General features: G+C 39.7%; 15 protein-coding genes. 8 read left to right on the forward strand and 7 right to left on the reverse strand.

Annotated features, from left to right (window positions below; translation table 11 throughout):
• Positions 1–31 precede the first annotated feature (31 nt).
• Positions 32–415: a DUF4346 domain-containing protein gene (locus tag RS893_RS27635; protein WP_315788783.1), complete on the forward strand. Its 384-nt coding sequence runs from the start codon at positions 32–34 to the stop codon at positions 413–415.
• 76 nt (positions 416–491) lie between these two features.
• Here the strand turns inward: RS893_RS27635 and psb32 are convergent, their stop codons facing one another.
• On the reverse strand, positions 492–1,247 hold the full coding sequence (gene psb32, locus RS893_RS27640) for a photosystem II repair protein Psb32 (RefSeq protein WP_396336391.1): 756 nt from the start codon (positions 1,245–1,247) through the stop codon (positions 492–494).
• Positions 1,248–1,681: 434 nt separating this feature from the next.
• Between psb32 and RS893_RS27645 the strand changes: the two genes are divergently transcribed.
• From RS893_RS27645 to RS893_RS27655, 3 genes are all read left to right on the forward strand, one after another.
• Positions 1,682–1,846, forward strand: coding sequence for a hypothetical protein (locus tag RS893_RS27645; protein ID WP_315788785.1), 165 nt, complete (start codon positions 1,682–1,684; stop codon positions 1,844–1,846).
• A gap of 654 nt (positions 1,847–2,500) precedes the next feature.
• On the forward strand, positions 2,501–3,601 hold the full coding sequence (locus tag RS893_RS27650) for a hybrid sensor histidine kinase/response regulator (RefSeq protein ID WP_315788786.1): 1,101 nt from the start codon (positions 2,501–2,503) through the stop codon (positions 3,599–3,601).
• Between the two features lie 300 nt (positions 3,602–3,901).
• The gene (locus RS893_RS27655) at positions 3,902–5,287 is read left to right on the forward strand and encodes an aldehyde dehydrogenase (protein WP_315788787.1); all 1,386 of its coding nucleotides are present in this window, start codon (positions 3,902–3,904) and stop codon (positions 5,285–5,287) included.
• Between the two features lie 3 nt (positions 5,288–5,290).
• On the opposite strand, the gene RS893_RS27660 is transcribed toward RS893_RS27655, so the two are convergent.
• The 4 genes from RS893_RS27660 to RS893_RS27675 form a co-directional block, all read right to left on the reverse strand.
• A complete protein-coding gene (locus RS893_RS27660; protein ID WP_315788788.1) occupies positions 5,291–5,830 on the reverse strand; it encodes a GAF domain-containing protein in 540 nt (179 codons plus the stop codon).
• A gap of 237 nt (positions 5,831–6,067) precedes the next feature.
• Positions 6,068–6,664: a sulfite oxidase-like oxidoreductase gene (locus tag RS893_RS27665; RefSeq protein WP_315788789.1), complete on the reverse strand. Its 597-nt coding sequence runs from the start codon at positions 6,662–6,664 to the stop codon at positions 6,068–6,070.
• A gap of 234 nt (positions 6,665–6,898) precedes the next feature.
• Positions 6,899–7,075 carry a 50S ribosomal protein L32 gene (gene rpmF, locus RS893_RS27670; protein WP_009457986.1) on the reverse strand — a complete coding sequence of 59 codons (177 nt, stop codon included), beginning with the start codon at positions 7,073–7,075 and terminating at the stop codon, positions 6,899–6,901.
• 195 nt (positions 7,076–7,270) lie between these two features.
• Positions 7,271–7,711, reverse strand: coding sequence for a hypothetical protein (locus tag RS893_RS27675; RefSeq protein WP_315788790.1), 441 nt, complete (start codon positions 7,709–7,711; stop codon positions 7,271–7,273).
• Between the two features lie 339 nt (positions 7,712–8,050).
• Between RS893_RS27675 and RS893_RS27680 the strand changes: the two genes are divergently transcribed.
• Positions 8,051–9,904: a caspase family protein gene (locus tag RS893_RS27680; RefSeq protein ID WP_315788791.1), complete on the forward strand. Its 1,854-nt coding sequence runs from the start codon at positions 8,051–8,053 to the stop codon at positions 9,902–9,904.
• 97 nt (positions 9,905–10,001) lie between these two features.
• Here RS893_RS27680 and RS893_RS27685 read toward each other — a convergent pair whose 3' ends face one another.
• A complete protein-coding gene (locus tag RS893_RS27685) occupies positions 10,002–10,379 on the reverse strand; it encodes a Mo-dependent nitrogenase C-terminal domain-containing protein (RefSeq protein ID WP_315788792.1) in 378 nt (125 codons plus the stop codon).
• A 490-nt stretch (positions 10,380–10,869) separates the two neighbouring features.
• Between RS893_RS27685 and RS893_RS27690 the strand changes: the two genes are divergently transcribed.
• From RS893_RS27690 to RS893_RS27695, 3 genes are all read left to right on the forward strand, one after another.
• Positions 10,870–12,072 (forward strand): anion transporter, encoded by a 1,203-nt coding sequence (locus RS893_RS27690; protein ID WP_315788793.1) that lies wholly within the window; start codon positions 10,870–10,872, stop codon positions 12,070–12,072.
• A gap of 172 nt (positions 12,073–12,244) precedes the next feature.
• Positions 12,245–12,421 carry a DUF6888 family protein gene (locus tag RS893_RS30425; RefSeq protein WP_396336477.1) on the forward strand — a complete coding sequence of 59 codons (177 nt, stop codon included), beginning with the start codon at positions 12,245–12,247 and terminating at the stop codon, positions 12,419–12,421.
• Positions 12,418–12,627 carry a DUF6887 family protein gene (locus RS893_RS27695; protein ID WP_315788794.1) on the forward strand — a complete coding sequence of 70 codons (210 nt, stop codon included), beginning with the start codon at positions 12,418–12,420 and terminating at the stop codon, positions 12,625–12,627. The genes RS893_RS30425 and RS893_RS27695 overlap by 4 nt, the downstream gene beginning before the upstream one ends.
• Positions 12,628–12,672: 45 nt before the next feature.
• Here the strand turns inward: RS893_RS27695 and budA are convergent, their stop codons facing one another.
• On the reverse strand, positions 12,673–13,464 hold the full coding sequence (gene budA / locus RS893_RS27700; RefSeq protein WP_315788795.1) for an acetolactate decarboxylase: 792 nt from the start codon (positions 13,462–13,464) through the stop codon (positions 12,673–12,675).
• Positions 13,465–13,634: the final 170 nt, after the last annotated feature.

Raw genomic sequence — 13,634 nt, forward strand, 5'->3', positions numbered from 1 at the left:
TCCCTGAGTCAAGTTTAGTTTTACGATACGTATGGGTTTGAAATTGGAAGATATAACGCAAATAGATGATAAACTTTCTCAGCGTCATATTGATCTTGATCCCGGTGGATATTTCATTATTTACTTAGAGCGAGAAACAGGGCTGATTTGTGCCAAGCATTTCACTAATGTAATTGATGAGCATGGTTTAGCAGTAGATCCAGAAACGGGAAAAGTAATTCCGGCACGAGGAAAAGTAGAACGAACTCACACAACGGTATTTGCAGGGAGGACAGCAAAAGAATTATGTGTGCAAATATTTGAACAAACAAAGCCCTGTCCCGTAACTCAGCTAAACCATGCAGCTTATTTAGGTCGAGAATTTGTTCGTGCTGAGATTGCTTTGGTGACAGGGCAAGAGTATGTTCAAGATTAGTTGGAATTTGTTAATAGTTAGTAGTTAGTAGATAGTAGTTCATCACCACTAACCACTAACCACTAACCACTAACCACTAACCATTACCATCAGAAGATGATGGTTGAATAGCTAGGTAAATGTAATAAGTCGCCATTGGGATGACAGTGGCAGCAATTAAAAGTCCCACTATCCAGGCGATCGCATTGCCTTTGTCGGCTTCTTCTGTTTTCCCAAAGGTGCCTTCTACCTGTACTTTTTCCACTATTTGGGGTGGACCAGGATCAGGTTCACCAGAAAGTACAGCTACTAAGCGATCGCTAGCATCTAAAAATGCTTGATTATATTTGTCACCTTCTCGTAGAGGTGCCATTAGGGTTTCATCTGTCACACTTTTGGCAATTTCGTCTGTAAGTAAAGACTTGACGCGATCGCCACTGACAATGGCAGCACCGTTAGTAACGGTATCAATCATTAATAAAGTTTGATTGGCTTGTGCTTCTGTTGTCGGAAACCATTTTTCAAATAATGCTTTCGTAAAACTTTCTGGGGTTTCACCATAATCTAATCGACGTACTGTAACAAATCTAACTTCATTCCCAGTTTGCTTCGCTAAATCCTCTAAGGCACTACTAATTTTGCCTTCATTAATACGACTAAGGACTTCAGCTTGGTCTACAACCCAAGTATTGGGTGTAAATTTGGGCATTTCATATACACCTGTAGCAAAAGCTGGTGTAGCAAAAAATGCAGAAACCATCAGCAGAAGGACGGCAGTCGCTACAATGGGGGGAACCCCCGCAACGCGCTGCCTCCAGAAGGCAGAAATTCTAAATCCTTCTGATTTTGACATTATCCATTGGATATATTTTTTCCAATTCAATAATTGGCAGAGGATCTGTTTCATTGGAGTAATGTTATGGATAAAGACAGGCTTTCACCAAAAATACTACATAAATATAGGACAAGTCTCATCTTTTGCCAGAGTCTTTAACAGTTAGCAGTTATCAGTTATCAGTTACCTGGGAAAACACCACACCAATTGCTGTCAGGCCTTGTTGGTAAGGATTCTGTCTGCTTCCCCTTTAACTAAACCTCTCTATTTTCTTAACGGCTGCCAAGATAAATGCGATCGCTTTGATTATTTTTACCCCTAAAAACCTGATTTAGGTACATATTAGACCTTTTGCAAAAATATTTTTACCCCACCCTAACCTTAAGCGATTTCACTTAGGCAACAAAATCTTCCCTCCGTTCACGGGGGATTGAGGGGGGTTTATTCAACTTTTGCAAGAGGTCTATTTTATTACTTTTCAAGTTGATTTTATCCATTTTCTGGGTATGCGATCGCTGTCATTAGATCACTACTTGCTGTCGTTCAATTACAAGATGATGTTGTTAGATCGCAACTTGCTGCTATTAAGAATCCAGTTGGAGTCAGAACAAGATTGATCACCAATCTAAGCTAAAATTAACTTCAGCATTGCATGAGGATTGCTAACTTACCCAACAAATCCTTGAGCTAATGCTTCAGCGTTATACGATTTAAAATCATTCCGCTCAATTGTTTTACAAATATTAAAAAGTGTGCAATTTATAGCTTTTATTAAATTTGAGTAAGTGGCTACTCCTAGTCAAGTAAAAATAAACCGTTTGGATGCAAATTTATGGACAGCAAAATTCTCTTGCTCTCAAAGCTGTATATAAATCTTGGTCTGCTGCCAGTTCATATAGGTGGGACAATTAACTGGTAAACTACCACCTACATGACATTATATTAGTTTGTGGTGTTTTGTTTTCTCTTCATCTGTTATAAATAGATAGACGTGACAAAATATAATTTGATGTGAGCATAGATGATTGTTGTTTATTGCTTGAGAAACAAACAGTTATTAGTATTTTTGACATTATCAGCTTGATTTATGCTAATTTCTTTCATCAGCATACGAAAATATTTGTATTTTTAATGATTCATTCGCCAAATAATTTTATGAATGACAAATGAAAGGAATCAGAGAGTAAGTAAGAAAAAAGTAGTATATATAAATATCATTAATACTAATCAATTAAATATTAATTAAACATTACTAAAATTCCTAAAGGTCAATGATTACACAATCTTCTAACTCAGACAATATCCTGGTAGTCGATGATTCACCCGATAACGTGTTTTTAATCAAAACCATATTGGAAGAAGAAGGCTACACAGTTTATACAGCAGAAAATGGTGTTTCTGCATTGGCAAAAATTGCTGAGGCTACTTTTGATTTAGTGTTGCTAGATCTGATGATGCCAGGGATGGATGGTTATGAAGTAACTAAGCGGATGAGAGAAAATAAGAGTTTGCCATTTATCCCAATTTTACTGATCACTGCCCACGATTCACCCAATGTCGCCCAAGGTTTAGATTTAGGCGCTGATGATTTTATCCGTAAACCTGTAACAGTGGATGAGTTATTAGCAAGAGTGCGATCGCTGCTGCGATTAAAGCATAGTATAGATGAACGAGATGAAATAGCCCGCCAAAGAGAAGATTTTGTTTCTCGTCTCACCCACGACTTACGCACACCTCTAGTTGCAGCAGAAAGAATGCTAACACTGCTTTCGGAAGGTGCGCTAGGAAGTTTATCACCACCGATGCAGGAAGTGATCACCATTATGGGTCGTAGCAATACAAACCTTCTAGCGATGGTGAATACCTTATTGGAAGTATATCGTTTTGAAGCAGGTCGTAAAACCCTAGCGTTTCAGCCAGTTAATTTAGGGAAATTACTCAAAGAAGTTGCAGGCGAATTGACTCCTTTGGCCCAAGCCAAGCAACTTGCAATAAATTTAGATATTGATGAGGATTCTAGCAAAAGTACAATTGTTGGCGATCGCTTAGAACTACACCGCCTATTCACCAACTTGATCGGTAACGCCATCAAGTTCACCGATAAAGGTTTTATCACTATCACTCTTGTAGCAATTACCACTGATGATGAGAGTATTACGATCAAAATAGCAGATACAGGCCCTGGTATTCCTCCACAAGAACAAGCAACTTTATTTGAACGATTTCGCCAAGGAAGTCACAAACGTTCCGGTAGTGGTTTAGGGCTGTATCTTTCTCGTCGAATAGTAGAAGCACACAAAGGAAGTATCGAAGTAAGTTCAGAGTTAGGAAAAGGCAGTATATTTATTGTTAATTTGCCTGTAAAACAGTAATTTTATCTGTGTTCATCTGTGTACCCTGCGGGAAGCCGCTTGCGCGTCTACATCCGTGTTCGTTATTCATCAATTTTTTTGTAGCTTAAATTCCTGATCGATAGTCCGATAAATTTTGGGAAGACGAACACCGATGCACACCGATACACACCGATGGATGCAGATAGATTACTTGTTACCAACAAGAGTGAATTCACATGAGATACATCTATTTATAACAAAAATGTACTAAAATTTTTGGATGTGGACATTTTGTCATTTATATTCATATCAATAAAATATATTTATTTGAGAGATTAAATGATTCCGGAAATATCAGTCAATGAAATTATTCATCAACAACGAATTTTTTTTCAATCGGGTAAAACTCAATCACTCTCTTTTCGTATTTACCAACTAAAACTTTTACAACAAATAGTTAAGGAAAACGAAACAGCAATTTGTCGGGCTTTAAAAGCAGATTTAAATAAACCAGAATTTGAGGCTTTTTCTTCGGAAATAATATTAGTTTTCAAAGAAATTGAAAATTGTATTAAAAATCTTAAGAATTGGACTAAGCCTCAAAAAGCAAAAGTCCCTTGGCAACTACTCCCTGCTTCAGCACAAATTTATCCAGAACCGTTAGGAGTCGTTTTAATTATTGGTACTTGGAACTATCCTTTTCAGTTAGTGATCGCACCATTGATTGGAGCGATCGCTGCTGGAAATTGTACTATTATTAAACCATCAGAACTGGCTCCGCATACATCTAGTCTTATTGCTAAGCTCATCGCTAAATATTTTCAACCACAATACATTACAGTTATTGAAGGAGGTGTGGAAACAAGTCAAAAATTACTGGCAGAAAAGTTTGATCACATATTTTTCACTGGTGGTACTGCTGTAGCTAAAATTATTATGGAAGCCGCAGCTAAACATCTTACACCTGTTACCTTAGAATTAGGTGGCAAAAATCCTTGTATTGTTAATACAGATATTAATATTACACATACTGCTAGACGCATTACTTGGGGTAAGTTTATTAATGCTGGACAAACTTGCTTAGCACCAGATTATTTATTAGTACATACTCATATTAAAGAAGATTTAATCGCTGCGATTAAAAAATGTATCCAAGAATTTTATGGTAATAACCCTGCCATCAGTTCTGACTATGGCAGAATTATCAATCAAAAACAGTTTGATAAAATAACGAATCTTTTGCAGGGAGGTAATATTGTTTTTGGTGGAGAAACAAACAGAGAACAACTTTATATTGCTCCCACATTAATAGAGAATGTTTCCTTAGCAGATTTCATTATGCAAGAGGAAATTTTTGGCCCAATTTTACCAATTATTGAATACACAGATATATCAGAAGCGATCGCTTTAATCAATTCTCTGCCCAAAGCTTTAGCTTTGTACTTATTTTCTAATAATAAAAATCTCCAAAAAAGAGTATTACAGACAACTTCATCAGGAACTGTGTGTCTCAATGAAACAGTCATGCATATTGGTGTTTCATCCTTACCATTTGGTGGCGTAGGTGATAGCGGTATCGGCAGTTATCATGGTAAATTTAGTTTTGACACTTTTTCTCACTATAAAAGCGTATTACACAATCCCTTTTGGCTGGATTTAAAATGGCGGTACGCTCCCTACACAAAAGGTAAATTATCTTTTTTAAAAAGATTGATTGGATACTAATTCCTAACTCTCCTGAATACAAGGCGCTGCTGCTAGAACTTGCGCCTCTGTTTGCATTAGTTCAATATCTGATGACAACCACTGACGAGGTGCTTGACACTGGTGTGCCACTAATAGTCCCCATAATCCTTTGGGAGTCAAGACTGGTACAACCAGATTGGCACGAACCTGCAATTGGCGCAGAAAATCTCGATGACAAGTAGCAATTGCTTCTGATTCAATATCGGAGATTGCGCGTACCCGTCCTGCCAAATACATGGCGGCATACTCATTATTAAAACAATCATCAGGTCCTGTTGAACCTAAAATAGAAAATTCTTCAGAACTCAAAGCTTCAAATGTTACTTGTCCTTGCCACTGATAATAAAAGTAATACAAAACCACGCGATCAACTTGAAGCGTTTCTCTGAGACGGTTTGTTGTTTGTATGACTAACGCGTCTCGTTCCATTGTTCCGATCAGGCGTTCAAGTACTTTGTGCAAACCGCGATCGCGATGCACTGTGACACTAGGATTCAATTCTGGGTTGGAATGACTTTGCACTGGTCTGCAATAAATACTGATTTACAGTTCTCCTTCCATGCTACACACAGTAGGTGATTCTCCTAACTTACCGTTATAAATTCCCTAATCGACAAGATGACTTAAATTTTTAAGAATCTATCTAAGTAGCCATCATAAGGTGCGTACACCAATAAAGAATGAAAACGGACATAAGGCATTGGGAATAGGTAAATAATTTAACTTTTAACCTTCTGCCTGCTGCCTTCTTCAACATTCTTAAAAATTACTATAACGCTCCTCTGCCCAAGGTTCGCCTCTATGATGATAACCATTGCGTTCCCAAAAGCCCATTTCTTCATGTTGGAGAAACTCTAAGCCATTGATCCACTTAGCGCTTTTCCAAGCATAAAGGTGAGGAACTACTAGTCGCATCGGTCCACCGTGTTCTGCTGGTAATGGTTCACCAAATAATTTCAAAGCAAAGAAATTTTCTTCTCTGAGAAAATCTTCCAGAGAAATATTAGTGGTGTAACCGCCGTAGCAGTGTTCCATCACATGGACTGCTTTAGGATCAACTTCAATTTCCTTCATGAAGTCTGTCACCTTAATACCAGTCCATTTGACATCAAGTTTAGACCAACGGGTTACACAGTGGAAGTCAGCAGTAAATTCATGCTGGGGTAATGCCATGAAGTCTGACCAAGTAAAAGTCTTGGGTGTCGCTAACCCCCATACTCGGAATTCCCATTCCTCTGTATTGACTTGGGGAGTAGCACCATAGGTTAAGACAGGAAAACCCTTAGTTAAATATTGACCGGGTGGAACCCGTTCTTGTTCTTCCTGCGCTGGTTTTTGAAAAAACTTTCCTCGCATAAGTCACCAGAAAAAGAGGTCTTCTGAAGACACTTTAGTTTTTATATGAGTATTTGGTAATCGACCATTAGAAATGATTACAACATGAAGTAAGGCAGAAGGCAGAAGGCAGAAGGCAGAAGGCAGAAGGATTAAAATTAATACTTCACACTTCATTCTTCATTCTTCATTCTTCATCCTTCATCCTACTCTACGAGAAGCCTATGAGCGCGTCTACACACTTCATCCTTTCACTTACGATTCCTCTTCTTCCTCTTCTTCAGCAGATGGGTAAACAAAAGTAGAGCGTCCAGTCAAAATCGACTTACCAAGGGAGAGGGCTTTTTGGGCTTCCAGGCTAGCTTTACGTCTCCAGGTAGCTCGACGCTTATCACGTTTGGATTTAGATGTTTTCTTCTTTGGAACAGCCATACTAGCGGATAACGCAATTTTTGACAACCTTATTATTCTAAGCCATCAAGGCATAATTCGTTGTTGGTTGTTAGTGGTTAGTAGTTAGTTATTTACTAATTACCTCACCCCACCCTACGGGAAGCCGCGCAAAGCGCGTCTACACACTCCTTACACCCCTCACACTCCCCTCACACTCCCCCCACCTCCCCCCTCCTACTTCCCAGCTTGGTTCGTTGTTGCTGGAGCAGGGGTTGAGAAGTTGTCTTCAAAATATAGAAGCGATCGCGCTGTTTTGAAATATTTTGCCCAGCGTCGTGGATCGGGACGATTGCGCCACTGGGGGCGAGTAACTGCTAATTCTAAAACTGGTGCGATCGCTCCGTTGTTTTGTACGGAGACAAATATGGAAACATCTGTTACCAAGATATCTTGATCAAAACTACGTTGAGCAGCAGATCTGGCAGCGGCTTCTGCTCTTTGCAGTAGGGTTTCGTAGTTTTCTTCTGGTAAGCGATCAATAGACAGGTCTACTCTGGCGGTGTAAGCTCGCACAATCTCGGGTGCGATCGCGCCCATTGACAGCCAAATCGGAACCGCAGTACCCAGCAAAACTACTGCCTGAGCTATCCGGATTCTCTTAGCAATTAATGGCATAAGTTGAATAAGTCTCTGATAAGAAATTCTATTTCCACAGAGAATTCTGCATGATGACTGATGACTGTAACTCTTCATAAGCTGTATACTCCTCACTATGAAAATTTTTGGTGAATCCAAGCACAGTATAATTTCGGTTAATCAAGTAAGAAAAAATACATAATTTGTATTTTGTATCTAAATGAAAGCCAACCTGAATTAGGAATTGTGAACACCGAACTCCCAACTCCCAATTGTTTTAGTCACCCAGACTATCAATAAAACACTAGGTTAGCTTTGTTTTTTCAGCAAAGACAACCGCGATTTTAAGTAAGCAAAACATAACCGGCAGAAAGTGCGATGGCAAATAACTGGGCGATCGCTATTGGCGTAAATCAATATCAATTCTTTCAACCGTTAGGATGTGCTCAAGCCGATGCCGAGGCGTTAAAAGACTTCTTGGTAGTAGAAGCAGGTTTTTTACAACAACAGTGTCTATTAATGACAGACACTTCCCCACCTCTAGGTGATAGATCTACTTATCCCACCAAGGAAAACATTCTGCTTTTATTAGAAGATTTAGCTGCGGCATGTTGGCAGCCCCAAGACAGACTGTGGTTTTTCTTTAGTGGTTATGGCATCAATCACAACGGACAAGATTATCTGATGCCTATAGAAGCAAACCCCGCTCAAATTGAAGAAACTGGCATAGAATTGCGGGCATTAATGCAAAATCTGCAACTTGCGAGGCTTGACACATTAATATTGCTTGACATCAACCGTGCTTATGCTAGTCAGGCCAATACTCTTATTGGTCAAGAAGCAATTGAATTAGCACAAGAATTACAAATTCCTACTATTATTTCTTGCCAACCAGAACAATTTTCTCACGAGAGTACCGAACTCGGTCATGGATTCTTTACAGCATCAGTATTGGAAGCTTTGCGTTCTGGCAACGGCAATACTTTGGAGGATCTAGAAAGATACTTGAGTCTGCGCACTCCAGAACTATGTCAACACTATTGGCGTCCAACGCAAAACCCTGTTACTATCATTCCCTCTAGGCAACAAGGTATCTTACCAGCATCACAAACAAATCATCGCGTAAAATATACAACAGCCCTCAGTTCTAAAGAAATCTTAGCTGCTGCTGCTGCTGCCCTGCCCACACCTTCGCTGCATTCCAATTCCCATCAATCAGCAGCAAATGCAACTACCTGGAATGGAGTGGGGGAAGTAGGGGAAATGGAGGAAGAAATTGCCAATTATTCATCACTTTCGCCCCCAGCAACAACAAACTACTCACAAGTAAAACAAACAGCCACAGCCAGCACTTCTATTTGGAAACCACTACTGTGGTGGGGTGTAAGTACGATGATGGTTATTGGCTTGCTGGCAGTGGTTGTTCTTCGCAATCAAGCAGGTTTTAAAACTGTAGAGATTTCTCCAGTTGCCACTAAAACTGCTAATGATGACAGTGACACAGAAATTCTGCCTGTGTTACCAGATGGTGCTAGGAATAACAAGATTGTCAAGATTTTGCCAACTGTTCCACCGCCTCTACAAAGTAATCAAATAAAACCACCGACTGTTCCTAAATCTGAATTAGCCAAGCGTAAGCAAGCGCTGTCGGACTTAGCGAAAATGTCGCTGCAACCAAATCAAGCCAGCGATCTCAGCTTGGCGATCGCTAAAGCTAAAAAAATCAAACCTAGTACTCAAGGTTACGAACAAGCACAAACAAACATTCAAGTTTGGAGTGGCATGATTTTAGACTTAGCTAAAAATCGTGCCAAACAGAGAAAGTATGCCACAGCCGTAGCTGCTGCTGAGTTAATTAACCAAGATCAGCCAAATTATCCACGAGCACAAGCAGCAATTAAAAAGTGGCGTCAACAAGCCAAGCAGTTTGTGGCCAACACAACCCTTTTGGATGCTGCTAATGGCTTAATTCAGCCGGGACAAGCTTCTAGTTACAACCGTGCGATCGAAGTTGCTAAAAAAGTTTCACTAGGGGAACCAGGTTCCGATCAAGCTCGAAAATCTATAAATAAGTGGAGCGAAATTATTCTGCAACTGGCTAAGCGCCGTGCTTCCAGAGGAGAAACCAAAGCAGCAATTATAACGGCTTCTTTAGTGCCAGAGGGAACATCGGCCTATAACAAGGCTCAGCAAGCTATAGAAAAGTGGCAAAACAAAAAGCCGCAAAAGTGAGCAAGGGAAGGGAAGACAAGGGAGACACGGGAGACAAGGGAGACGAGGGAAAGAATAAACACCAATTCCCGATCCCCGATCCCTGATCCCCGATCCCTCAACAATACTGGGAAACATCCTCGCCGCATTCATCGGCTAGATAACAAAGCGCTCGGAAACGTAAGCTTACGACTTCTTCGTATAAGGGGTTGAGCTTACACATTGGTGGGATGTGAAATAAGGTTTTACCAAATAACTTAACGTCGCGCTCAAAGGGACATTGAGCAGGAATGAGATGACACAAGCGGTGTGCGAATTGGCGATCGCTAACTTTAACGTGGTCTAGCCACCGACGTAGAGGCTGGAGAATATCAAAATCAGGCTTAGAGACTGGACGATGTGAGTGAATAGCACTGCTATTGCTGGCTTCGGTTGGAGTTAGTGCTACCCAGCTAGCGAAAAAAATCTTTTTTGTGGTATTGTCAAATACCTTCATTATCTACTCCTCTTTTTGCTTGAGGGTCTTCACCACTTCGATGAAGATATACAATGTAACAATTGCATTTCCCGGAAAATTCTTGTCCCGACACACATGCTACTTGCTGTTTCAGTAGTCACTTTGATCAGAACTCTTCTAACTACGTCAAGTTAATCTCAATTTCCTCGGGATCGGAAGTGTGATTGTAATATTTTCTTAATAACTTGACATAGTTAAAATTTTAATAAAGCCATCTGTCTTTAGACAGATATTAATGTAACATTTGTGAAGTTTTTTTGCAGAAAATTTCTCACTAGAATTTTGCCTAAATATATATCTAGTGTTAAATAATACCCAGCATCCAGCAATTACTTTTTGGTCATCAGTTGCGATGCTTTTCACGCCGCACCGATTGGAGGTACAAGTCTTCTGGTCGCTGTTTGTCGCTTTTTGCCCCTGACTCAACAATTGTGCATTCCTAATTCTGAATTAGGATAACCAGCAAAAGATGTTATCACATATATTGAAATTTGCCATCTATATTTTTTTAGGGTTGACCTATCTAGGATTGGCATTAGGCTATCTGCCTGGTTTACGCATGAATCGTGCTGCGATCGCCTTAGTGGGTTCTGCGTTTTTAATTGCTTTGGGTGTAGTAAATTTGCAGGAGGCTTGGCAAGCAATTGATCCCACCACGATAGTGTTTTTGTTGAGCATGATGGTGGTGAACGCTAACTTAACCTACGCAGGATTTTTCCCTCAAGCATTGTCGCTGCTTTTACGTTTTACTCGCAGTCCTTTGGGGATCTTGATCGCTTTAACCTTTGGCAGTGGTATTCTTTCCGCCTTTTTTTTGAATGATACCTTGGCGCTAATTTTTACACCACTTACCCTAAGCCTAACTCAAGCTTTGAGATTGCATCCCATACCCTACTTATTAGCGATCACAGGTGCAACAAACATTGGTTCTGTCGCCACCTTGAGCGGTAATCCTCAAAACATCCTAATTGGCTCCTTTTCAGGCATCCATTACTTGGATTTTATGAGGGTGATGACTCCAATTGCTGTAACAGGGTTAGCAATTCAAGTAATTTTACTGTGTTTACTTTACCCAAATGTACGCTCAATTGTGCCCTGCGAACACTTACCCACAGGGAAAAAGCGCATCTTTAAACCTTTATATAACAAAACCTTAATAATAACCACCGGATTGTTAATCGCTTTTGCCGTTGGTTTACCTCTAGCAGAGTCAGCTTTAGTTGCTGCTAGCCTGTTACTCATCACTAGGCGAGTTAAACCACAGCGCATTCTGCAAAAAGTAGATTGGAATCTATTGGTGATGTTCTCTGGACTATTTATATTGAGTAAAGCGACTCAAAAACTGAATTTACTGCAACCCTTCACCTATGCAGTGAACTCTGCTGCTGGTCTATTGGGAGTGACAGCTATTTTGTCGAACTTAATTTCTAATGTGCCTGCGGTACTACTACTGCATCCCCTGATTGCGAAAGATGATACCCAATCTTGGTTATTGCTAGCAGCAGCATCTACTTTGGCAGGTAATTTAACTTTGTTTGGTGCAGTCGCTAACTTGATTGTCGTAGAAGCGGCGGCGGAGTTGGGTTACAAGTTAAACTTTTGGGAGCATTTACGTTTTGGTGTACCAGTGACGGTGTTAACTTTACTTTTGGTTTTTCTGTGGATTCACTAGACTTTTGACAAAAAGATTATAGCGATCGCTTGCATTCAAAGAGGGGAATAGATATGTGGATCAACTCAAGAAAATGAATCTCTTGAAACCAACAGACTGCTGGAAAAGTAATCTATAGACGACTAAGAACTGCTATACTCTGCGCGATGAGATATCATGAGGAGCAAAAATTATTCCTACGTCAGAGCAAAAAACACAGTGTTTTGTCTTGTGTTGTTGGTTTACAAAACTTTACTTACCTATCAATATGGTGCGTATAGACGAGCGTACAGGAAACGTCTTCTTCTTAGCAGGTGAGGAGAATATCATTGAGATATATCCCAATGGCAGATGGAGATATGTACAATGAGCAACCCTAACTTTCAAACAATGAGCTGGAAGGAATTACACGCTTATGTTCTGGCTCATCGGGATGATCAAGAGGCTTTTTATGCGTATGTGGACAAGTTACATGCTGAGGCTAGGTGGGTTGAAATGCCAGCGTTACAGTCTCCAGAAGACTTAGAAAATTACCCTGAATTTATTGAGCGTGTTCGCAACAGTTCGGAACCGTAAGATAGTGTCGTTAAGTGCTGGCAATTGCTACATTGTTAAATTTACTTACCGCTCAACTTTGTTTATTTCTCCAGCTTTATCACCCTCTAAATTAGCTTGGTTGAATTGGGAATTCTTAGGCAAATCAACCCTGACATGTGACATCTGATCAATTTCGACTTGCAGATTCTGAAATTGTCCATCTAAAAGATGTCCGCCAGCTTTGCGATTTTCAGTTATAAAATGCAGATGATAACCACTAACACTTACTCCTTGCATATAAGTGGGTGTACGAAAGCCTACTAAAGTACCCTTGACATTCTTTAACTCAAATATAGATTGATTTTTTACCACCTCTACTAAAGGACGATAAGGTGGGGTTTGCTTTGACACACTTCTAACTTTGAGGTATGGGAAAGTACCTTGAATACGAATCGCATAAGGATAATTTCTTGATGGTAATTGGCGATCTAAAGATTGTTGCATCTGTTGATAATTCAGTTTTTCCGCCAAATTAATCAATTGATCTGATTTAAAGAAAGTGACCGCAGCAAAAGGAGTTTTCATTCCATCTGGAATAGGATAAGCAACTCCATCAGATTTAATTTGATAGAACTTGCCATCTAACCCAATCATTTCTCCATCCAGATTATTTAATGTTCCTAAACCAAAATTACCGTATGCTTTTAATTCTTTAAAATTAGTATCCCCATCATAAACACCCGTCATGAGTGCATTAATTGTCGATGTTTGAAAAAGAAGATTTGATGATTTGTTTTGCTGGGTTCTACCAGGAATAACAACGCCCAATGCAGTAGTACATACAACAGCTAACCATATATAAGGTTTATATTTCATATCAAAAAACAGGTCAGTAATTAGTAATATTTATTGCCAAATAATATTACTATTTCTGACCTGTCTTTAACGTTTTGCACAAATATTTTAAAAATCGTAGAAGCGCCTAAGCGCGGCTTTCCTTAGGGTACACAGATGCACACAGATACACACAGATGAATTATCCGTGT

Origin of the sequence: Fischerella sp. JS2, from assembly GCF_032393985.1 — a bacterium.
In the GTDB taxonomy this organism is placed as follows: domain Bacteria; phylum Cyanobacteriota; class Cyanobacteriia; order Cyanobacteriales; family Nostocaceae; genus Fischerella.